We start from the raw sequence: 20929 nt of genomic DNA, 5'->3' as shown, positions 1-20929 counted from the left end.
GCGTGGGGGACTCCGGGACGCCGGGCGCGGTGCGGACGCCGGGCGCGCGGGTGCCGCGTCGGGGTCCGGAAGGGCACGGGGTCCGGAAGGGCACGGGGGGAAGGCACGGGGTCCGGAAGGGCACGGGGTCCGGAAGGACACGGGGTCAGGACGAGGTCGGGGTCTCGTTGGTGGGGGCGGAGTGGGAGGGGGGCGCGGGTGCGGGGGTGCCGCGCGGCACCGTGTCCCGCCACAGGGCGCGGGCCGCGAGGAGCGCCGCGGCCACCAGCAGGCCGTTGCGGACGAACAGGAGCGCGACGCCGAGCGCGTCGCCGGCGACGACGTGGCCGAACCAGACCGGGAACTCCAGGACCGTCACCAGGCTCGCCGCCAGCACCAGGGCCACCGGCACCCGCATGCCGCTCGCCCGGAAGCACCGGCAGACCGCCCCGAGCCCGAGCAGCCACACCATGTACTGCGGGCTGATCACCCGGCTCGTGACCGTGAACACCAGCACCGCCACGAAGGCCGCGTCCGCCGCCGTGTGCGCCGCGAAGCGCGAGGCCGCCCTCCGCCACAGCAGCAGCCACCCGAAGGCCAGGCAGGTGAGGGCGAGGGCCACCCTGCTCACCGCGTCGACGTACGGGCCGAGGAACTCCACGGAGCCGTAGTGGAGCAGCACCTCGCCGTCCCAGCCGAAGTGCCGGGCGACGTGGAAGACCAGCGCGCCCAGCGACTCCACCTCGGTGCCCCGGTCGCGCTGGGCCGTCAGGAACGCGAACGCCCCGGGCATGGTCACGGCGATCAGCGCGGCCAGCCCAGCACCGCTCAGCGCGGCGGCGGCCCACGTCGCGCGCCCGCGCACCCCGACGAGCACCAGCGCGGGCCACACCTTCAACAGCGCTCCTAGGGCCGCCAGCGCCCCCGCCGCACGGGGGTGCCGGCCGGCGGCGAGCAGCGCGGCCACCGCGACGGCCGTGACCATCACGTCGTAGCGGGCGTACACCGTCGGACCGAGCAGCGGCACACCGGCCACCCACACCCACGCCCCGCGCGGCGAGCGCCCGGCACCCCGTCCCGCGCGCCCGAGCAGGGCGAGGACGGCCAGGTCCGCGGCGCAGGCCAGGAGGAAGAAGGCCGTCGGGTACGACAGGAAGGGCAGCAGCGCCGGGGAGAGGATCGCGAAGGCCGCGGCGGGCGGATACTGCCAGGTGACGTCGGCCGACGGAAACGCTCCGGTGCGCAGGACCTCGTACCAGTCCCGGTAGATGACGGACACGTCGCTGGTGACGTCCGGCCCCGGGAAGACCAGCACCTTCAGCACGAACAGCAGCAGCACCAGCCGCGTGGCGCCCCAGGCAGTCAGCAGCCGCGCCGCAGGCCGCCCCGCGTCCGTCGTCTCCACGTGCTCCCTGCCCGTCCGCGCCTGCCGTGCCGGTGCGGCCATGATGACCCCGCGGCCCGTGCGCGTGCCACAGACACGGCCGGGCCCCGCCCCGGGCGGCCGGTTCGGTAGGGTCGGCGGCGATGCGCAAGACCCTGATCGTGACGAACGACTTCCCGCCCCGCCCGGGCGGCATCCAGGCCTTCCTGCACAACATGGCGCTGCGCCTGGACCCCGGCCGGCTGGTCGTCTACGCCTCCACCTGGAAGCGCGGCCAGGAGGGCGCCCGGGCCACCGCCGCCTTCGACGCCGAGCAGCCCTTCACCGTCGTACGGGACCGCACGACGATGCTGCTGCCGACGCCGGGCGCGACCCGGCGGGCCGTCGGGCTGCTGCGCGAGCACGGGTGCACGGCGGTGTGGTTCGGGGCGGCGGCGCCCCTCGGACTGATGGCCCCGGCGCTCAGGAAGGCGGGCGCCGAGCGGATCGTCGCCACCACCCACGGCCACGAGGCCGGGTGGGCCCAGCTGCCCGCGGCCCGTCACCTGCTGCGCCGGATCGGGGAGTCCACGGACACGATCACCTACCTCGGGGAGTACACGCGCTCGCGCATAGCGGGCGCGCTCACCCCGCGGGCCGTCGCGCGGATGCGGCAGCTGCCGCCCGGCGTCGACGAGAAGACCTTCCACCCGGGCAGCGGCGGCGACGAGGTGCGGGCCCGGCTCGGGCTGAGCGAGCGGCCGGTGGTGGTGTGCGTCTCGCGGCTGGTGCCGCGCAAGGGCCAGGACACGCTGATCCGCGCGATGCCGCGCATCCTGGCCGCCGAGCCGGACGCCGTCCTGCTGATCGTCGGCGGCGGCCCCTACGAGAAGGACCTGCGCCGCCTCGCCCACGACACCGGCGTCGCCGCCTCCGTCCACTTCACCGGCGCCGTGCCCTGGTCCGAGCTGCCCGCGCACTACGGCGCCGGGGACGTGTTCGCGATGCCGTGCCGGACCCGCCGGGGCGGGCTCGACGTGGAGGGGCTCGGCATCGTCTACCTGGAGGCCTCCGCGACCGGGCTGCCCGTGGTCGCCGGCGACTCCGGCGGCGCCCCCGACGCCGTACTCGACGGCGAGACCGGCTGGGTGGTGCGCGGCACCTCGGAGGAGGAGTCCGCCGACCGCATCGTGACCCTCCTCGGCGACCCGGAACTGCGCCGCCGCATGGGCGAGCGCGGCCGGGCCTGGGTCGAGGAGAAGTGGCGCTGGGACCTGCTGGCGGAGCACCTGAAGGCCCTGCTGTGACACGGGGCTTCTTGGGGTCGTGATGCGGAACGCCTTCGGGCGGGGGGAACCGCACGCCCCCAGGGGCGCGGGGAACCGCGCGACAGGCCACGACGAAACCCGCTCCCGCCAACGGCGGCAAGGGGGCACCCCAGGAGGTTCCAGGAGATCCCAGGAGGTCCCCCCGCCCGACTACTTCGCGTAGATCGCCTCGATCTCGTCCGCGTAGTCCTTCGCCACGACACTCCGCTTCAGCTTCAACGACGGCGTCAGGTGCCCCGACTCCTCCGTGAACTGGGCGGACAGCACCCGGAACTTCCGCACCGACTCCGCCTTGGACACCGCGGAGTTGCCGTCGTCGATCGCCGACTGGACCGCGGCGAGCAGATCCGGGTCCTCCCGCAGCGACGCCGCCGTCGAACCGGCCGGCTTGCCGTGCTCGGCGCACCAGCGGCCGAGGAACTCCTCGTCGATGGTGACCAGCGCGCCGACGAACGGCCGCCCGTCGCCGACCACCATGCACTCCGCGACCAGCGCGTGCGCGCGGATGCGGTCCTCGATCACGGCCGGGGCGACGTTCTTGCCGCCGGCGGTGACGATGATCTCCTTCTTGCGGCCGGTGATCCGGAGGTAGCCGTCCTCGTCGAGGGTGCCGATGTCACCGGTGTGGAACCAGCCGTCGGCCAGCGCCTCGGCGGTGGCGCCGGGGTTGTTCCAGTACTCCTTGAACAGGTGCTCGCCGTGCAGCAGCACCTCCCCGTCGTCCGCGATGCGCACCACGGAGCCGGGCAGCGGCTGGCCGACCGTGCCGATCTTCTGCCGGTCCCAGGGGTTGAAGGCGGTCGCCGCACAGGACTCGGTCAGGCCGTAGCCCTCCAGGACCGTGAAGCCGATGCCGCGGAAGAAGTGGCCGAGCCGCTCGCCGAGCGGGGCACCGCCGGAGATGGCGTGCTCGCCGCGCCCGCCGAGGACCGCGCGGAGCTTGCTGTAGACGAGCTTGTCGAAGATCTTGTGCTTGATCCTGAGACCGAGCGACGGGCCCGACGGGGTGTCCAGGGCCTTGCTGTACGCGATCGCGGTGTCGGCGGCCCTGTCGAAGATCCTGCCCTTGCCGTCGGCCTGCGCCTTGGCGCGCGCCGAGTTGTAGACCTTCTCGAAGACGCGCGGCACACCGAGGATCAGCGTCGGCCGGAACGAGGCCAGTTCGTCGGTGAGGTTCTTGATGTCGGGGACGCAGCCCAGCCTGATCGGCGCCATCATCGGCGCGACCTGGACCAGCCGCCCGAAGACGTGCGCGAGGGGCAGGAACAGGAGGACGGAGCACTCGCCGGTGCGGAACAGCGGGCGCAGCCGCTCGACGACGTTGCCGCACTCGGCGAAGAAGCTGCGGTGGGTGAGCACACACCCCTTGGGGCGGCCGGTGGTGCCGGAGGTGTAGACGATGGTCGCGGGGTCGTCGGCCTTCGCGATCGAGCCGCGCTCCTCGACGGTCCCGTCCGTGACGTCCTGGCCCAGCCGCCCCAGCTCCTCGACGCCCCCCGCGTCGATCTGCCAGACGTGCTTGAGGGCGGGCAGCTGCTCGCGCACCGACTCGACGGCGGCGGCGTGCCCGGCCGACTCCACGACGCACGCCGTGGCACCCGAGTCGCTGAGGATCCACCGCACCTGCTCGGGCGAGCTGGTCTCGTACACCGGCACGGTGACCGCGCCCGCGCTCCAGATCGCGAAGTCCAGCAGGGTCCACTCGTAGCGCGTACGGGACATCAGGCCGACCCGGTCGCCCGGCTGGACACCGGAGGCGATGAGGCCCTTGGCGGCGACGTGCACCTCGGCGAGGAAGGAGCGGGCGGTCACGTCCTGCCAGGCGCCGTCCACCTTGCGGGAGATCACGGCGACGTCCGGGTGCTGCGCGGCGTTTCTGCGGACGATGTCGGTCAGGTTTCCGTCCGCGGGGACCTCGTACAAAGCCGGAAGGCTGAACTCGCGCAAGACTGCTGCTCCTCATAGGGCGCCGGCGCCACGACATTGTGTGATGCGACGGTGCGGTCCAAGGCTCGGGCAAGTGCTCGGGACATCACCTGCTGCACACACGCCGATTCACATGGTGAGACCTGAGCACGAGTGGACTGCCCGGACGTTACCCGCCGGTATGGCCTCTCCGACAGGGGGTCCCCGCGAGATGTTCGCTGCGTCACACGGTTGGGGTTTCCTTCGCGCACAGTAGTCGACGCATCAACCGACCAGCCAGTAACCGCAGGTCCGGCCGCCCACTGTTCACAGGAGGCGCGCGCTGCCTACCCTTGATCGTCATGGCACCCACACCGCCCGGCGGCAACAAGAGGACGCGCGTCCACGTGGTCAGCGACGTCCATGGCAACGCCCGAGACCTGGCCAGGGCCGGCGACGGCGCCGACGCCCTGGTCTGCCTGGGGGACCTGGTCCTCTTCCTGGACTACGCCGACCACTCGCGCGGCATCTTCCCCGACCTCTTCGGCGTCGAGAACGCCGACCGCATCGTCGAACTGCGCACCGCCCGCCGCTACACCGAGGCGAGGGAACTCGGGGCCCGGCTGTGGGCGGGAGTCGGCGTGGACCGGGCGGCGCTGATCGAACGGGCGGTGCGGGGACAGTACGCCGAGATGTTCGCCGCGTTCCCCACACCGACGTACGCCACCTACGGCAACGTCGACATGCCGGACCTGTGGCCGGAGTTCGCCGGGCCCGGCACGACCGTGCTCGACGGGGAGCGGGTGGAGATCGGCGGCCGGGTCTTCGGCTTCGTCGGCGGCGGCCTGCGGACCCCGATGCGCACGCCGTACGAGATCAGTGACGAGGAGTACGCCGCCAAGATCGAGGCCGTCGGCGAGGTGGACGTCCTGTGCACGCACATCCCGCCCGAGGTGCCGGAACTGGTCTACGACACGGTCGCGCGGCGCTTCGAGCGGGGCAGCCGCGCGCTGCTGGAGGCGATCCGGCGGACCCGGCCGCGCTACGCCCTGTTCGGGCACGTGCACCAGCCGCTGGTCCGGCGGATGCGCATAGGGGGGACCGAGTGCGTGAACGTCGGCCACTTCGCGACGACGGGGAAACCGTGGGCGCTGGAGTGGTGAGCCGGGGCGGCGTCCGCGTGGCCGGACGTGCGCGGGCAGGGGGTGACCTCCGTGCCGTCCGTGCGCGATAGCCTTCACGCGGCACACACACGCACGACGGCGTGCGTCGACCTCAGTACCGGCCCGCATCCGGAGGAGCCACGGCGATGGCGGAACACACCAGCTCGAGTATCACGATCGAGGCGGCACCCGCCGACGTCATGGCGGTGATCGCCGACTTCGCCCGCTACCCGGACTGGACCGGCGAGGTGAAGGAGGCGGAGGTCCTCGCGACCGACGCGCAGGGACGTGCCGAGCAGGTCCGCCTCGTCATGGACGCCGGCGCGATCAAGGACGACCAGACCCTGGGGTACACCTGGACCGGGGAGCACGAGGTCTCCTGGACACTGGTGAAGTCCCAGATGCTGCGCTCCCTCGACGGCTCCTACCTGCTCAGGCCGGCGGGCACGGGCACGGAGGTCACCTACCGGCTCACCGTCGACGTCAAGATCCCGATGCTCGGCATGATCAAGCGCAAGGCCGAGAAGGTCATCATCGACCGGGCGCTGGCGGGGCTGAAGAAGCGGGTGGAGTCGGCCGCGAAGTAGCCCCCGCGTCCCGGCCGGGGGCGGTGCGCGACCGAGCGGAGGCGGTCACCGGCCGTCCGCGACGGTACCGTTCAGCCTCATGCGCACCATCCTGATCATGGGTCCCGGCGGCAGCGGCCGTACCACCGTCGCCGCCGCCACCGCGCTCGCCGCCGCCCGGCAGGGCACCCGCACCCTCCTCCTCGGCGTCGACCGCGAGGACACCCTCGGAGCCGCGCTCGGGGTGCCCACCGGCCCGGTGCCGGTGCGCGTCGAAGCGGACCTCACCGCCTGGCGGCCCGACCCCGCGCAGGGTTTCCGGGACGGCCTCGCCGCCCTCCAGGAGCGCGCGGCCTCCGCGCTCGACCTCCTCGGTGCCGCCCGCCTCGTGCCCGAGGAGCTCACGCCGCTGCCCGGCGCCGACGAGCTCGCCCTGCTGCGCGCCCTGCGCGACGCCGCCCTCGCCGAGGACGGTGAGCTCCACGAACTCCTCGTCGTCGACCTCCCGCCGACGCCCCGCGCCCTCGCACTGCTCGCCCTGCCCGAGGAACTCCGCCGCTACCTGCGCCGCCTGCTCCCGCCCGAGCGGCAGGCGGCCCGCGCCCTGCGCCCCGTCCTCGGCCGGCTCGCCGGCGTCCCCATGCCCGCCGAGGCGCTGTACGAGGCGGCCGCCCGCTGGGACCTGGAGCTCGCCGCCACCGAGGCCGTCCTCGCCGACCGGAACACCGCCGTACGGCTGGTCGCCGAGCCCGGCCCGGCCGGCGCCGACGCCGTCCGCGCCGCCACCCTCGGCCTCGCCCTGCGCGGACTGCGCGCCGACCTGCTGGTCGCCAACCGCGTCCTGCCCGAGGACGTCCCCGCGGACAGCTGGCTCGCCGGTCCCCTCGCCCAGCAGCGCAAGACACTGGAGGAGTGGCGGGGCGCCCACGACGTCCGCACCGTCGCCCACCTCGGACGCGACCCGCGCGGAGCGGACGACCTCGCCGCGCTCGACGCCCCGCGCGTCAACCAGGACGCCCGCCCGGTCGAGTGGCCCGTCACCGACCGGCTGGCCGAGGACGGCGTGCTCGTCTGGCACATCCCGCTGCCCGGCGCCATACGCGAGGAACTCGACCTGGTCCGCCGGGGCGACGAACTGGTCGTCACCGCCGGACCGTTCCGCCGGATCGTCCCGCTGCCGTCCGCGCTGCGCCGCTGCACCGTCGACGGGGCCGCCCTGCGGGAGGACACGCTCGCCGTGCGTTTCGCGCCGGACCCCGGGCTGTGGCCGCAGAGCCGCTGAACGCGTCGTGGACGTTCGGGTAACGTCGTAAGGACGAACCGTAGTCAGGAGTCCGTCATGAGCGAAGAGCTCCCCCCGTCCGAGGCCGCACGGCGCGACGAGGCCGACGCGGTCGGGTCGGCCGGGCCGGCCGACGAGGTGCGGGCCACCGACGCCGACGCCTGGGCGACGGCCTGCGCCGAGGACCTGGCCGCCGAGAAGGCCCGCCGCCGTGCCGAGCAGGGGCCGCCCCCCGGCTCGGCCGCCGAGGAGCTGCGCCGGCTCGTCGACACCGTCGCCGACAAGCTCTCCGGCCTCCAGGCACCGCTGCTCGGCCAGGTCGCCGGACCGGCCGCCCAGCAGGTGGTGCGACAGGTCGTCCAGCAGGCGAAGGCCGCCGTCGAACCGGTCATCGAGCGCAACCCCGACGTTTTCGACCACCTCGCCGCAGCCGGCGGCGAACTCCTCGCCGCCTACCGCTCCGCCGTCCAGAACCAGGAGCGCCGCTGGACCACCGGGGACACCGCCCCGAAGGACCCACGGGACCCCCGTGACCTGGACGAACGCGGCGACGACGGTCGCGACGAAGGCGGCGAGGGCACCGGCCCCGGCCAACGCATCGACCTGGACTGAGCCCCGTCTCGGGTACGGTTGCCCTTAGCGGGGCTCGACCGAACTGAGGGATTCATGGGACTCACCATCGGCGTCGACATCGGCGGCACGAAGATCGCGGCCGGCGTGGTCGACGAGGAAGGCAACATCCTCTCGACCTTCAAGGTGCCGACCCCCACCACGCCCGAGGCGATCGTGGACGCCATCGCCTCGGCGGTGGAGGGCGCACGCGCGGGGCACGAGATCGTCGGTGTGGGCATCGGCGCCGCCGGTTACGTCAACCGGCAGCGCTCCGAGGTCTACTTCGCGCCGAACATCGACTGGCGCAACGAGCCGCTCAAGGAGAAGGTCGAGGCCCGCACGGGGCTGCCGGTCGTCGTGGAGAACGACGCCAACGCCGCGGCCTGGGGCGAGTACAAGTTCGGCGCGGGCAAGGGCCACCGCAACGTCATCTGCATCACCCTCGGCACCGGCCTCGGCGGCGGCATCATCATCGGCAACAAGCTGCGCCGCGGCCACTTCGGCGTGGCCGCCGAGTTCGGCCACATCCGCATGGTGCCGGACGGTCTGCTGTGCGGCTGCGGCTCGCAGGGCTGCTGGGAGCAGTACGCCTCCGGCCGCGCCCTCGTCCGCTACGCCAAGCAGCGCGCCAACGCCACCCCCGAGCGCGCCGAGGTGCTGCTCGCGCTCGGCGACGGCACCCCCGACGGCATCGAGGGCAAGCACATCTCCGTGGCCGCCCGCCAGGGCTGCCCGGTCGCCGTCGACTCCTACCGGGAGCTGGCCCGCTGGGCCGGCGCCGGCCTCGCCGACCTGGCCTCGCTCTTCGACCCGTCCGCCTTCATCGTCGGCGGTGGACTCTCCGACGAGGGCGACCTGGTCCTCGACCCGATCCGCAAGTCGTACAAGCGGTGGCTGGTCGGCGGCAACTGGCGTCCGGTCGCCGACGTGATCGCCGCCCAGCTCGGCAACAAGGCCGGCCTGGTGGGCGCGGCCGACCTGGCCCGGGAGCCCGACCCGATCATGTGACGGCCGTACGGCCCTCTCGTACGACAGTGCCCGTCGGGCCCCGTCCGGGGACGGCGGGCCTCGTCGTATCTTGATCCGCATGGCAACGTCGTCCCTCCCTCCGCTTCCCAACTCCCGTACCGAAGCCGACGGTTCCGCCGTCATCCGGGTCCTCGACTACAACATCCGCTCGATGCGCGACGACACCGACGCCCTCGCCCGGGTCATCGCCGCCTGCGCCCCCGACCTCGTCCTCCTCCAGGAGGCCCCCCGCTTCTTCCGCTGGCGCAAGAAGCTCACCCGGCTCGCCGCCGCCTCCGGGCTGGTCCTCCTCTCCGGCGGCGGCACGGCCGCCGGTCCCGCGCTGCTGTGCTCGCTGCGGGCCACCGTGGAGCGCACCGAGGACGTTCTGCTCCCGCTCACCCCCGGCAGGCACCGCCGGGGACTCGCCACCGCCGTGGTGCGGGTCGGCGGGGCCCGCCTCGGTGTCGTGAGCTGTCACCTCTCGCTGGAGAGCGACGAGCGGTACGAGCAGGCGGGCCTGCTCCTCGACCGGCTCGCCGGCCTCGGCGTGGAGCACGCGGTGGTGGGCGGCGACCTGAACGAGCGCCCCGGCGGCCGCACCTTCCGGCGGCTCGGCGACGGGCTGCGGGACTGCTGGACCGCGGCGCCCTGGGGCGGCGAGTACACCTTTCCCGCCGCCGTCCCGGACCGGCGCATCGACGCGGTCTTCGTCACGGAGGGCGTCGAGGTGCTGGGCTGCGGGGTGCCGGCGGGGCTCCCGGGGGTGGCCGAGGACGACCTGAGGGCGGCCACGGACCACCTCCCGGTCCTGACCGCCCTCCGCGTACCGCCGTCGGCATCCTGAACGCGAGCCACAGCCACCGGCCGGCCGCGTCCGCCCCGCCCGGCCTGTTCCGGCGGCCCGCGGCCTGTCCCGTGGGTCCGCGTCAGCGCCCCGTCGCGCCCGGCCCGTTCCGGCGGCCTGTCGTGGGCTGCCCGGTGCGGTCCGCGTCAGCGCCCCGCCGCGGTCCGTCGCGCCTGGTCCGCGTCAGCGCCCCGCCGCGGTCCGTCGCGCCTGGTCCGCGTCAGCGCCCCGCCGCGGTCCGTCGCGCCTGGTCCGCCCGGTGGACCACCCGGCGGCCCGCCCGCCGGTTCCGGCGGTCTGTCCGGCTCGTCCCGGTGGTCCGGGTGCGGCGGCCCGGCCCGGTGGTCCCGGCCGTCCCGCCCGCTCTAGACCACCGCGCCCCGTCCCGGATCGTCGTCGTCCTCGTCACCCGTCCGCATCCGCATGACCAGCGTGGCGAAACCGCCGAGGAAACCGCCGATGCTCGCGGTCGTCAGCCACCAGGTCATCTCCCAGCCGAGCACCACGGCCAGCAGGAGCAGCACGGGGCCGCCGAGCACGCCCAGCCAGGCGAACTTCGCGGTGGTGTCCGACTCGGGCAGCGGGGGCGGCTCGGGCGGTACGAAATGGCCCTCGTCGTCCTCGTCGAGATCGTCGTCCGCCGGTTCGGCCAGGGTGTGGTCGCGCGGGCCGACACCGGGAGCGAACGCCACGGAGCTGCCCAGCGGGCGGGCCGAGGCCGGCCGGTCCGCCTCGGGCTTCTCGTCGTTCGTCTCCGGCTCCAGGAGCGCCAGGTCCTCCACCGACTTGAACGGCTTCGCACCCGGCGGGTCCGGCGGCTCGTCCCCGTACCCGGCGACGATCGCGGCCCAGGCAGCGTCCTCGTCGAAGGGCACGCTCTGCTCGGGCCCGCGGTCCTCCCCGCGCTCCCGGCCCTCGCGGTGCTCCCGCTCCTCGCGGTCCTCGCGGTCGGAGTCGTGCTCAGCCACCTGCGGCCGTCCCTTCCTTGCCGAGACCGGGCTCCGGCTCCGTGACGGAACCGGGCGCGAGCCGGCCGATGAACGCGACGCTCTCCGCGAAGATCCGGTCCGCGTCATGGTCCAACGTCGCCACGTGGTAGCTGTGTTCCAGGAGGATCTCCGTCACGTCCGTGGACGACACCCGGCCGAGGATACGGGCCGAGTCGGCCGGCGGCACCACATGGTCCTGGGGGCTGCGCAGCAGCAACAGCGGTTGCGTGACCTGCGGCAGATCGCCGTCGGCGAGACGGAAGAAGGCGCGCAGCGAATGGGCCGCGTGCAGCGGCACCCGGTCGTACCCGAGCTCCGTGGCGAGCGGTTCGGCTATGTCGCTGGCGATGCCCTTCGTCGCGGGCACGAGGTGACGCAGGACCGGGAGGGCGTGCTGGGCCACGCCGTGCATGCGGTTCGCCGGGTTGACGACCATGACGCCCGAGACCGCCTCCCCGTGCCTGGCCGCGAGCCGCAGCGCCAGCGCGCCGCCCATGGACAGGCCCGCCACGAAGACGCGCGCGCAACGGTCCCGCAGGGCGCGCAGCTCGCGGTCCACCTCCGCGTACCAGTCCTGCCAGCCGGTGACCTGCATGTCCTGCCAGCGGGTGCCGTGCCCGGGCAGCAGCGGCAGCGCCACGGTCAGACCGCGCGCGGCGAGGTACCGCGCCCAGGGGCGCAGCGACTGCGGGGAACCGGTGAAGCCGTGACAGAGGAGGACGCCGACCTCCCCGCCCTCGTGGCGGAACGGCTCGGCTCCGGGCAGGACCGGCACGTCTCGGTCTCCTGTCGTCAGGGGGCCGGCACAGCCGGCACGGGGGTGCGGTACTTGCGGGTACTTCACCGTACGCGACCGCACTGGCACCGACCAGGGCCGTCGGGGCCATTGACGGTGCTCCGGGATAAGGTCTGACCCACAGACACAGGAGGCACTCGGTTGTTGTACGGCGCGATGAAGGTCACCGTCGGGGGTTCGCTGAAGCTCGCCTTCCGGCCCTGGGTGGAGGGCCTGGAGCACATACCGGCCGAGGGCCCCGCCATTCTGGCGAGCAACCACCTGTCGTTCTCCGACTCGTTCTTCCTGCCCGCGGTCCTCGACCGCAAGGTCACCTTCATCGCGAAGGCCGAGTACTTCAACACACCCGGGGTCAAGGGCCGGCTCACCGCCGCGTTCTTCAAGGGCGTCGGCCAGCTCCCGGTGGACCGCTCGGGGGTGCGGGGCGCGGGGGAGGCCGCCATCAAGAGCGGCATAGAGGTCCTGGAGCGCGGCGAGCTGTTCGGCATCTACCCCGAGGGCACCCGGTCCCCGGACGGCCGGCTCTACCGGGGCAAGCCCGGCGGCCTCGCGCGCGTGGCGCTCGCCACCGGCGCGCCCGTCATCCCGGTCGCCATGATCGACACCGAGAAGATCCAGCCGCCCGGCAAGGTGATGCCGAAGCTGATGCGGCCCGGCATCCGCATCGGCAGGCCGCTGGACTTCACCCGCTACCAGGGCATGGAGCACGACCGCTTCGTGCTCCGCGCGGTGACCGACGAGGTCATGTACGAGATCATGAAGCTCTCCGGCCAGGAGTACGTCGACATGTACGCGACCGCCATGAAGCGGCAGCTCGCGGAGGAGGCGAAGGCCGAGAAGGAGGCGGGCAAGGCGGCGAAGGCCGCGCTCGCGCAGGCGGAGAAGGAACAGTCGGCCAAGGAGAAGGCGGCGGCCGAGCAGGAGGCGGCCGGCGACCGCTAGGGGCGGACACGGGCAGGACGTACGGGCCGGGGACGGGGGACATGGCCAGGCGCGAGAGAGTCATGAGGATGTCGGTCGAGCAGCCGCTGTGGCGCGCGCTCGCCGGCTACCGCGTGCTCACCATGCTGTACGCGATCGGCTTCTTCGCCACCGCGTACTCCGGCTTCACCCGCCCCTGGCTGGCCGTCGCCTACTACGCCGTCCTCTTCGTCTGGACCCTGGCCACCCTCCCCAAGGTCGCGGGCGCGGCGCACTGCACCAAGCGGTTCCTCACCGCCGACCTCACCATCGCGCTCACCGGCATCCTGCTCACCCCGTTCGCCGACGCCCACGAGCGGGTCGTGAACGGCGGCCCGACCCTGCCGTCGATATGGACCGCCGGCTCCGTCCTGGCCTTCGCCGTCAAGGGCGGCTGGCGCTGGGCGGCCGTCGCCTCCACCCTCGTCGCCGTCGCCAACCTGGTCGAACGCGGCACCCCGGCCCGCGACACCGTCCACAACGTCGTCCTCGTCTGGGTCGCCTCCATCGCCATCGGCTACGTCGTCGAGGTCGCCCGCGCCTCCGAGCGCACCCTCGCCCGCGCCCTGGAGATCGAGGCGGCGACCAGGGAGCGGGAGCGGCTCGCCCGCGACATCCACGACAGCGTGCTCCAGGTGCTGGCGATGGTGCAGCGGCGCGGCGCCGTCATCGGCGGCGAGGCCGCCGAGCTGGGCCGGATGGCCGGTGAGCAGGAGGTGGCGCTGCGCACCCTGGTCTCCGGCGGTCTGGTGCCCGTGTCCCGTGTCTCGGAGGACGCCGCCGAGGGCGCGCTCGTACGGGCGGTGGAGGAGCCGGAGGCGGACGGTCCGGACGGTCCCGTCGACCTGCGCGCCCTGCTCGCCCCGTACGCCGGATCGCTCGTGAACCTCGCCGAGCCGGGCGCGCCGGTCCTGCTCGCCCCGGCCGCGGCACGGGAGCTGGCGGCCGCCGTGGGGGCCGCCCTGGACAACGTCCGCAGGCACGTGGGCGAGGACGCGCGCGCGTGGATCCTGGTCGAGGACGAGCCGGACGAGGTGATCGTCACCGTTCGGGACGAAGGGCCCGGCATCCCCGAGGGGCGGCTCGCCGAGGCCGAGGGCGAGGGGCGGCTCGGGGTGGCCCTGTCGATCCGGGGCCGGCTGCGTGACCTCGGCGGCACGGCGGAGCTGATCTCCGTGCCGGGGCAGGGCACCGAGGTCGAACTGAGGGCACCGAAGGAAGCCGGCGGCGCCGCCGCACCGGGGAGGACAGCGGACCATGAGTGAACGACAGCACCCGATCAAGGTCATGGTGGTCGACGACCACCCGATGTGGCGGGACGCCGTCGCCCGGGACCTGGCCGAGTCCGGCTTCGACGTGGTCGCCACCGCCGGGGACGGCGACCAGGCGGTGCGCCGCGCCCGGGCCGTCGCGCCCGACGTCCTCGTGCTCGACCTCAACCTGCCCGGCAAGCCCGGTGTCCAGGTCTGCAAGGAGGTCGTCGGCGCCGACCCGAAGCTGCGCGTCCTCGTGCTCTCCGCGAGCGGGGAGCACGCCGACGTGCTGGAGGCGGTGAAGTCCGGCGCGACCGGATACCTGCTGAAGTCGGCGTCCACCGAGGAACTGCAGGACGCGGTGCGCCGCACGGCCGTCGGCGACCCCGTCTTCACCCCCGGCCTGGCCGGGCTGGTCCTCGGCGAGTACCGCCGCCTGGCCTCCGAACCGGCCCCCGCCGCGGACACCGGCGAGCCCGGGGCGCCGCGGCTCACCGACCGCGAGACCGAGGTGCTGCGCCTGGTCGCCAAGGGCCTGAGCTACAAGCAGATCGCCGAACGCCTCGTCATCTCCCACCGCACCGTGCAGAACCACGTCCAGAACACCCTGGGCAAGCTCCAGCTGCACAACCGCGTGGAACTCGTGCGGTACGCGATAGAACGCGGACTCGACGACGAGTAGGAGCAGGTGACGAGCGGGGGCAGCAGACGGGCGGGAGCAGCAGACGACCGGGAGCCACCGCCCGCCGGCTGACCGGCGGCTCCGGGCGCGGCGCCGTATATTCGGCCCGGAGCCCAGCAGAACGGGAGCGGTCATGGAAATCCTGGCCTTCGGTGTCCAGGCCGACGAGAAGCCCCTGATCGAGCAGGCCTTCCACGGCCACGACGAGATCCGCTGCCTGGACGTCTTCCTCAACGAGGACACCGCGCCCATCGCGGCCGGTCACGAGATCGTCTCCACGTCCGTCAACGCCGACCTCGGCGCACCCGTCCTGGAGATCCTCGCGGCCGGTGGCACCCGGATGGTGGCCCAGCGTTCCACCGGCTTCAACAACATCGACCTCGACACCGCCGGGCGACTGGGCATGACCGTCGCCCGGGTGTCGTACTACTCCCCCCACTCCGTCGCCGAGTTCGCCTGGGCCCTCGCCCTGGCCGTCGACCGACGGATCGTGCGGGCCGCCAACCGCACCCGCGACTTCGACTTCCGCCTCCAGGGCCTGATGGGCCGGGACATGCACGGCCGCACCGCCGGTGTCCTCGGCACCGGCAAGATCGGCGAGGCCTTCGCCCGGATCGCCCACGGCTTCGGCATGCGGCTGCTCGGCTGGGACGTCGCCGAGAACCCCGCCTGCATGGAACTCGGCATGCGCTACGTGACCAAGGACGAGCTGCTCGCCGCCTCCGACCTGATCACCCTGCACGTCCCGCTGTTGCCCGAGACCCGGCACCTGATCGACGCGACCGCGCTGAAGTCGATGCGGGACGACGCGATCCTGGTCAACTCCAGCCGCGGCGGCCTGATCGACACCACCGCGCTGGTCGGAGAGCTGCGCGCGGGCCGGTTCACGGGCGTGGGCCTGGACGTGTACGAGGCGGAGGCGGGCCTGTTCTTCCTCGACCGGTCCCTGGAGGCCGTCGAGGACGACACCCTGGCCCGCCTCGTCACCTTCCCGAACGTCCTGGTGACCTCCCACCAGGCGTACTTCACCGAGGACGCCGTCGGCCAGATCGTCGACGCCACGGTGCGCAACGTCCTCGACTACCGGGAGGGCCGCCGCTCGGAGAACGTGCTGGTGCCGCGGAGCTGACCGGCCAGTTCCCGCACGATCGCCGCGCCGTTCAGCGTCAGCACCGACTCGGGGTGGAACTGCACCCCGGCGATGCGGGGGCCGCGCAGCGCGTGCACCTCACCGTTCGCGGCACGGCTCACCTCGATGCCGTGCGCGGCCAGCTCACGGGCCGCCTCGTCGTCGCACCGCGCGGTGAAGCTGTTGTAGAAGCCGACGGTCTCACGCCGCCCGAACAGGTCGATCTCCGTCTGCGCCCCCTGGTACGGCACCTCCTTGCGGACGATGTCCAGCCCCAGCTCCGCCGCGATCAGCTCGTGCCCCAGGCAGACGCCGAGGACGCCGTGCCGGTGCTCCCGGATCACGTCGGCGGCCAGGGCGCGCAGGAAGCGCATCTTGGGGTCGGCCGGGTCGCCGGGGTCGCCGGGGCCGGGGCCCAGCACCACCGGCCCCTCGTGCCCCAGCACCGTCCCGCGCAGCCCCGGCTCGTCGTACCGGCGCACGCTCACCGCCAGCCCCGACGAACGCAGGACGTGCGCCAGCATCGCCGTGAAGGTGTCCTCGCCGTCGACGACCAGGGCGTGCCCCTCCAGCACGTCCGACGGCTCCTGCATCCGCAGCCAGAACGGCGCCAGCGAGGCGCGGCGCCCGTCCAGCGCCGCCCGCACCCGGGGGTCGTCGGCCAGGCGCGGCCGCGTCGTCTCCGCACGCGGCCGGGACGGACGGACGCCCAGCGCGGCCAGCACCCCGGCCGCCTTGGCGTGGGTCTCGGCGACCTCGCCCGCCGGGTCCGAGCCCCGCACCAGCGTGGCGCCGACCGGCACCCGCAGCCTGCCGTCCGCGTCGATGTCGGCGGTACGGATGAGGATGGGCGAGTCGAGGGTCTGGGCGCCGCCCGCGTCCCGCCCGAGCAGCGCCAGCGCTCCCGCGTAGTAGCCGCGCCCCCCGGCCTCGTGCCGCTCGATGACCCGGCAGGCGTTCTGCACCGGTGAGCCGGTGACCGTCGCCGCGAACATGGTCTCCCTCAGCACCTCCCGCACGTCCAGCGAGGAACGGCCGCGCAGCTCGTACTCGGTGTGCGCGAGGTGCGCCATCTCCTTCAGCCGCGGCCCGACGACCACGCCGCCCATGTCGCCGACGGTGCACATCATCTTGAGTTCCTCGTCGACCACCATCGACAGCTCCTCGACCTCCTTGCCGTCGGCGAGGAAGCGGAGCAGGTGCTCGGGCGTCGGCCCCTCGGCCGGATAGCGGTACGTCCCGCTGATCGGGTTCATGACGACCGTGCCGCCCGCCCGTCTCCCACCACCGCCCTCGACCGGGAGCGCTGCGCGGTCGCCCCTTCCGCCGGACATCCGCACGTGCACCTCGGGGCTGGCGCCGACCAGCGTCCGGTCCCCGGTGTGCACGACGAACGTCCAGTACGCGCCCCGCTCGCCCTCCAGCAGCCGCCGGAACAGCCCCAGCGCGTCGGCCCGCCCGAAACCCGGGATCCGGCCCTCGTACGTCCTGCGGATCACGAAGTTGGCGCCCTCGCCGCGCCCGATCTCCTCGCGCAGCACGCGCCCGACGATCCGCGCGTACTCCTCGTCGTCGACGTCGAAGCCTCCGCCCTCGACGCGGACCTCATGGGCGGGGAGCTGCTCCAGGGCCTCGGCGAGCGGGATGTCGAACCGCTCCTCGGGGGTCAGCACCAGCAGCGGCGTGCCGTCGTCGCGCACGTCGAAGCCGCGCTCGCGGATCTGCCGGAAGGGGACGAGCGCCAGCCCCTCGTCGGGCAGGTCGGCGAGCCGGTCGTGTTCCGTCACCGGGCCGAGCAGCAGCTCCACGGTGTCCGCGTCCCCGGTGGAGAGGCCCGGGGTGCGGCGGCGGAGCAGGGCGAACGGGCGGGGGTCGGCCGTCAGGGCGCGCAGGTCGAACTGTGGCATGGGTCCGTGTCCTTCTCGGTCTCTCGGGTGAGAGGGACGGCCCCTGGTCGCGAAACACCGAAGGCCGCCCCTCGGGCGGCCTTCGCGGAGTCTTGCGTCACGCGCAGTCAGTGGGCCGCCGGATGAGCGGTCCACCACCAGTTCTGGATCGAGTGCGCGAACATGCCGCCGACCCTAGCGCATCCGTCCGCGGCACCGCAGCACGTCCCGGAGTGCGGGACGGCCGCGGCGCCACGGGCGGTGCGACACGTCGGGCGGCCGGCGGGCGCGTCAGATGATCATGTTGAACATGTTCCAGCCGCTGCCCACCCGGGCGCGGGCCCCGAAGGGCGTGGAGGCGTTGCCGGTGCCCTGGTAGAACCAGAGCACGCCGTCCTTGTCGCGGGCGATCAGGTCCGGCACACCGTCCCGGTTCAGGTCGCTCGGGCCGGTGAGCACGGTGTAGACGGACCAGCCGCCGCCGACCCGGGTACGGCCCTCGAACGGCGCCGTGGCCTTGCCGGTGCCCCGGTAGAACCAGAGCACACCGCTCGTGTCGCGGGCGATGAGGTCCGCCCTGCCGTCGCCCGTGAGGTCGCCGGTGTCGGTCAGGGCGTTGTAGGCGCTCCAGCCGGCGCCGATCCTGGTGCGGGCCTGGAAGGGGACGGAGGGGGTGCCGGTGCCCTGGTAGAGCCAGAGCACGCCGCTCTTGTCGCGGGCGATGAGGTCCGCCCTGCCGTCGCCCGTGAGGTCCCGGGCGCCGGTGATGGTGTCGTACACGGACCAGCCGGCGCCGACCTTGACGCGGGTCTTGAACGGAGCGGAGATGTTGCCGCTGCCCGGGTAGTACCAGAGCACGCCGCTCGTGTCGCGGGCCACCATGTCACCGGTGCCGTTCGCGCGCAGTGCCGTCAGGGTCGTCACCACGTTGTAGCCGTTCCAGCCGCTGCCGACGCGGAAGCGGCTGAAGAACGGGGCGGAGGCGCTGCCGGTGCCCTGGTACTGCCACAGCACACCCGACGCGTCCCGGCCGAGGATGTCGTAGCGGTCGGTGCCCGGGTCGGGCGTGGTGCCGTTGACCACCTGGACGTCCGAGGTGCGGACCCAGGCCAGCCGGTGGTTGAAGCGGATCGGGTAGAAGGTGTTGCTGCCCACGACCACCGCGCGGCTGCCCGCGCCGGAGCCGTCGAAGGTGCCGCTGTTGTAGTACGAGCCCTTCGTGGCCTCGCCCGCCAGCGCGTACTTCTGCCCGGACAGGACGCCGTACTTGGTCAGCGACTCGTTGTTCCTGCTCTGGACCGGCACTCCGGTGCCCGCGTACGCGGCGTCGTCGGGGTAGGTGCGCCCGTACACCGGGACCGAGGTGGCACCCGCCTTGGGCGTGATCACGGCAGGCGTGCCGACGGGGGTGGCGAACTGGCCGCCCGGGTTGTGGAACCAGGCCTTCTTGCCGCCGTACCAGATGGCGGTCCAGTCCGTGCGCGCCTCGGCGACGACGTACTCGCCGCCGGCCAGGACCTTGTTGCCCCAGTTCCAGCCCTCGGTCCAGGTCTGGGTGCCGAGGTACGGGTCGGTGAGGGTCGCCGAGCTGGTGGACGGCGAGGAGTACAGGTAGGTGAAGTTCGCCGGCTGCTTGGCGACCGCGGAGCCGGCGTTGGTGATCTTCGGCTGGTTCGCCGTGGTGAACGGCGGCACGACGCGGATCACCTGACCGGCCTTGTACGGGCCGCCCGCGCCCTCGGCGCCCGTCGGGGCGCCCAGCAGCTTCATGTAGTGGTTCCAGTCCCAGAACGGGCCCGGGTCCCAGTGCTGGGACTTGACCTTGTCGTCGAGGACGCCGGGGACCTCGTCGTGGCCGATGATGTGCTCACGGTCCAGCGGGATGTCGTACTTGCCGGCCAGGTACTTGACCAGCGCGGCCGAGGACTCGTACTGCGGCTCGGTGTACCAGCTGCCGTCCTTGATCGCGTATCCCTCGTGCTCGATGCCGATCGAGTGCATGTTGAGGGTCTTGTTGCCGGCGTGCCAGGCCTCGTTCTTGTTCTCGACCATCTGGGTGACCAGACCGTCGGAGGCGCGGATCAGGTAGTGGGCGCTGGCGTACGACGCGGAGCTCTGGAAGACGCCCAGCGCGCTGCTGTAGCTGCCCTCGGTGTCGTGCAGCAGGATCGAGTCGATCTCGTGACCGGCCGCGGGGCGACTGGCGACGCCGTAGTTGCCCCAGTCGTCCGGGCCGCCGTTCTGCTTGTAGGCCGCGGGCCGGAAGTCGCAGTTCAGACCGGACGGGCAGTCGGGGGCCGGGGCCGCGGAGGCCGCGGCGAGCTCCAGCTCCGCCTTCCTGTCCGGCTTCACCGCCGGGTCGGCCGGCAGCGTGAGCGACTGGCCGTCCGCGGTGACGCGCCGCTCACCGGTCCTGATCGACTCGTACACGCGCTTCGCGAAGAGCTCGGCGCCCTTGCGGTCCGTGGCCTGGCTCGCGCGGGCCACGGCCGGGTACCACGCGCCGGGGTCCTCGGACAGCGAGCCGGTGGCGTCCTTCTGGTACTTGGCGAGCAGCGCGGCCCCCGCCCGTATGCTCTCCCCGGCGTCGGTGCGCACCTTCTCGGCGGACGCGTCGATGAGGCGGGCCGCCTCGTCGAGGGTGTGCAGCCGCGGGTCGCTGGTGTCGACGGGCTCCTCACGGAGGCTCTTCAGCGCCTTCTCGGCGTCGAAGTGCTTCTCGACGGCCGGGTCGCCACTGCGGTTCATGTGCTCGAGCTGGTGCTCACGCTCGTCGGCGCCGCCCCTGCCGTGCTCCAGGCCGGCGGGGTCGACGTCCGTGAGCCCCATGACGTTGTACGCGCCGGTGGTGCTCGGCAGCCCGTCGTGGTCCTCCCAGCGTGTCTGCCGGTACGAGACCGCCATCAGCACGCTCTGCGGGACGTCGAACTCCTCGGCGGCCTGCTCGAACTCCGTCTGCAGCCGGGCGCCGGGTGCGCCGGCCACCGTGGTGCCGTCCGCGCCGCCGATGAGGCCGGGCGAGGCCACGGCCAGCGTGCCGGCCGTGGCGGCGGCGGCCACGACCGAGGCCACACCGTAGATGAGCAGTCTCTTCTTCTTGCGGTCTCTGCGGTGATCAGCGCTCAAAGTCCCACCCCTGGTTCGCGCTCTCGGCGCTCGGTCTCTGTGTGAGTTGTCTGTG

At 73.4% G+C, this 20929-nt stretch carries 18 protein-coding genes; 11 read left to right on the top strand and 7 right to left on the bottom strand.

Annotation, left to right across the window (positions count from 1 at the left end; translation table 11 throughout):
• Positions 1-145: 145 nt before the first annotated feature.
• Positions 146-1384: a glycosyltransferase 87 family protein gene (locus tag KUM32_RS19430; protein ID WP_308408680.1), complete on the bottom strand. Its 1239-nt coding sequence runs from the start codon at positions 1382-1384 to the stop codon at positions 146-148.
• 122 nt (positions 1385-1506) lie between these two features.
• On the opposite strand from KUM32_RS19430, the gene KUM32_RS19425 reads away from it, so the two are divergent.
• Complete coding sequence (locus tag KUM32_RS19425) at positions 1507-2649, top strand: glycosyltransferase family 4 protein (protein WP_217143190.1); 1143 nt, start codon at positions 1507-1509, stop codon at positions 2647-2649.
• A 171-nt stretch (positions 2650-2820) separates the two neighbouring features.
• Here the strand turns inward: KUM32_RS19425 and KUM32_RS19420 are convergent, their stop codons facing one another.
• Complete coding sequence (locus KUM32_RS19420; RefSeq protein ID WP_217143189.1) at positions 2821-4617, bottom strand: long-chain fatty acid--CoA ligase; 1797 nt, start codon at positions 4615-4617, stop codon at positions 2821-2823.
• 365 nt (positions 4618-4982) lie between these two features.
• On the opposite strand from KUM32_RS19420, the gene KUM32_RS19415 reads away from it, so the two are divergent.
• The 6 genes from KUM32_RS19415 to KUM32_RS19390 all read left to right on the top strand — a co-directional run bounded on the left by KUM32_RS19415 (position 4983) and on the right by KUM32_RS19390 (position 10053).
• Positions 4983-5738: a metallophosphoesterase gene (locus tag KUM32_RS19415; protein ID WP_217143199.1), complete on the top strand. Its 756-nt coding sequence runs from the start codon at positions 4983-4985 to the stop codon at positions 5736-5738.
• Positions 5739-5884: 146 nt separating this feature from the next.
• Positions 5885-6325, top strand: coding sequence for an SRPBCC family protein (locus KUM32_RS19410; RefSeq protein WP_217143188.1), 441 nt, complete (start codon positions 5885-5887; stop codon positions 6323-6325).
• A 79-nt stretch (positions 6326-6404) separates the two neighbouring features.
• Positions 6405-7586, top strand: coding sequence for an ArsA family ATPase (locus KUM32_RS19405; RefSeq protein ID WP_217143187.1), 1182 nt, complete (start codon positions 6405-6407; stop codon positions 7584-7586).
• A gap of 57 nt (positions 7587-7643) precedes the next feature.
• Positions 7644-8198: a DUF5304 domain-containing protein gene (locus tag KUM32_RS19400; RefSeq protein WP_217143186.1), complete on the top strand. Its 555-nt coding sequence runs from the start codon at positions 7644-7646 to the stop codon at positions 8196-8198.
• Positions 8199-8252: 54 nt separating this feature from the next.
• The gene (locus KUM32_RS19395) at positions 8253-9206 is read left to right on the top strand and encodes an ROK family glucokinase (protein WP_217143185.1); all 954 of its coding nucleotides are present in this window, start codon (positions 8253-8255) and stop codon (positions 9204-9206) included.
• Between the two features lie 79 nt (positions 9207-9285).
• Entirely contained in the window at positions 9286-10053 is a 768-nt protein-coding gene (locus KUM32_RS19390) for an endonuclease/exonuclease/phosphatase family protein (RefSeq protein ID WP_217143184.1), read from the top strand.
• A 365-nt stretch (positions 10054-10418) separates the two neighbouring features.
• Here KUM32_RS19390 and KUM32_RS19385 read toward each other — a convergent pair whose 3' ends face one another.
• Positions 10419-11021: a hypothetical protein gene (locus KUM32_RS19385; RefSeq protein WP_217143183.1), complete on the bottom strand. Its 603-nt coding sequence runs from the start codon at positions 11019-11021 to the stop codon at positions 10419-10421.
• Positions 11014-11817 (bottom strand): carboxylesterase, encoded by an 804-nt coding sequence (locus KUM32_RS19380; RefSeq protein ID WP_217143182.1) that lies wholly within the window; start codon positions 11815-11817, stop codon positions 11014-11016. Before KUM32_RS19380 ends, KUM32_RS19385 begins: the two co-directional genes overlap by 8 nt.
• 177 nt (positions 11818-11994) lie before the next feature.
• Between KUM32_RS19380 and KUM32_RS19375 the strand changes: the two genes are divergently transcribed.
• From KUM32_RS19375 to KUM32_RS19360, 4 genes are all read left to right on the top strand, one after another.
• Complete coding sequence (locus tag KUM32_RS19375; RefSeq protein WP_217143198.1) at positions 11995-12780, top strand: 1-acyl-sn-glycerol-3-phosphate acyltransferase; 786 nt, start codon at positions 11995-11997, stop codon at positions 12778-12780.
• A gap of 41 nt (positions 12781-12821) precedes the next feature.
• A complete protein-coding gene (gene macS, locus KUM32_RS19370) occupies positions 12822-14063 on the top strand; it encodes a MacS family sensor histidine kinase (protein ID WP_217143181.1) in 1242 nt (413 codons plus the stop codon).
• On the top strand, positions 14056-14733 hold the full coding sequence (locus tag KUM32_RS19365; RefSeq protein WP_217143180.1) for a response regulator transcription factor: 678 nt from the start codon (positions 14056-14058) through the stop codon (positions 14731-14733). Before macS ends, KUM32_RS19365 begins: the two co-directional genes overlap by 8 nt.
• Before the next feature lie 133 nt (positions 14734-14866).
• A complete protein-coding gene (locus tag KUM32_RS19360) occupies positions 14867-15862 on the top strand; it encodes a 2-hydroxyacid dehydrogenase (RefSeq protein ID WP_217143179.1) in 996 nt (331 codons plus the stop codon).
• Here KUM32_RS19360 and KUM32_RS19355 read toward each other — a convergent pair.
• The 3 genes from KUM32_RS19355 to KUM32_RS19345 form a co-directional block, all read right to left on the bottom strand.
• Positions 15814-17769 carry an anthranilate synthase family protein gene (locus KUM32_RS19355; RefSeq protein ID WP_217143178.1) on the bottom strand — a complete coding sequence of 652 codons (1956 nt, stop codon included), beginning with the start codon at positions 17767-17769 and terminating at the stop codon, positions 15814-15816. The two genes, KUM32_RS19360 and KUM32_RS19355, sit on opposite strands and share 49 nt — an antisense overlap.
• 107 nt (positions 17770-17876) lie before the next feature.
• Positions 17877-17933 (bottom strand): trp operon leader peptide, encoded by a 57-nt coding sequence (locus tag KUM32_RS45330; RefSeq protein ID WP_076973970.1) that lies wholly within the window; start codon positions 17931-17933, stop codon positions 17877-17879.
• A gap of 106 nt (positions 17934-18039) precedes the next feature.
• Positions 18040-20874, bottom strand: coding sequence for an N-acetylmuramoyl-L-alanine amidase (locus tag KUM32_RS19345; RefSeq protein WP_217143177.1), 2835 nt, complete (start codon positions 20872-20874; stop codon positions 18040-18042).
• Between the last annotated feature and the right edge of the window lie 55 nt (positions 20875-20929).

The sequence above is a fragment of the Streptomyces sp. AC627_RSS907 genome (assembly GCF_019049165.1).
Note: the sequence above shows the minus strand (reverse complement) of the source record. Positions and strands in the feature narration are given on the sequence as shown.

What these genes read in the sequence shown, in the direction of transcription:
- KUM32_RS19425 (WP_217143190.1), top strand. Translation starts at nt 1,507, where the DNA reads ATGCGCAAGACCCTGATCGTGACGAACGACTTCCCGCCCCGCCCGGGC.
- KUM32_RS19410 (WP_217143188.1), top strand. Translation starts at nt 5,885, where the DNA reads ATGGCGGAACACACCAGCTCGAGTATCACGATCGAGGCGGCACCCGCC.
- KUM32_RS19405 (WP_217143187.1), top strand. Translation starts at nt 6,405, where the DNA reads ATGCGCACCATCCTGATCATGGGTCCCGGCGGCAGCGGCCGTACCACC.
- KUM32_RS19400 (WP_217143186.1), top strand. Translation starts at nt 7,644, where the DNA reads ATGAGCGAAGAGCTCCCCCCGTCCGAGGCCGCACGGCGCGACGAGGCC.
- KUM32_RS19395 (WP_217143185.1), top strand. Translation starts at nt 8,253, where the DNA reads ATGGGACTCACCATCGGCGTCGACATCGGCGGCACGAAGATCGCGGCC.
- KUM32_RS19390 (WP_217143184.1), top strand. Translation starts at nt 9,286, where the DNA reads ATGGCAACGTCGTCCCTCCCTCCGCTTCCCAACTCCCGTACCGAAGCC.
- KUM32_RS19375 (WP_217143198.1), top strand. Translation starts at nt 11,995, where the DNA reads ATGAAGGTCACCGTCGGGGGTTCGCTGAAGCTCGCCTTCCGGCCCTGG.
- macS (WP_217143181.1), top strand. Translation starts at nt 12,822, where the DNA reads ATGGCCAGGCGCGAGAGAGTCATGAGGATGTCGGTCGAGCAGCCGCTG.
- KUM32_RS19365 (WP_217143180.1), top strand. Translation starts at nt 14,056, where the DNA reads ATGAGTGAACGACAGCACCCGATCAAGGTCATGGTGGTCGACGACCAC.
- KUM32_RS19360 (WP_217143179.1), top strand. Translation starts at nt 14,867, where the DNA reads ATGGAAATCCTGGCCTTCGGTGTCCAGGCCGACGAGAAGCCCCTGATC.
- KUM32_RS19355 (WP_217143178.1), bottom strand. Translation starts at nt 17,769, where the DNA reads ATGCCACAGTTCGACCTGCGCGCCCTGACGGCCGACCCCCGCCCGTTC.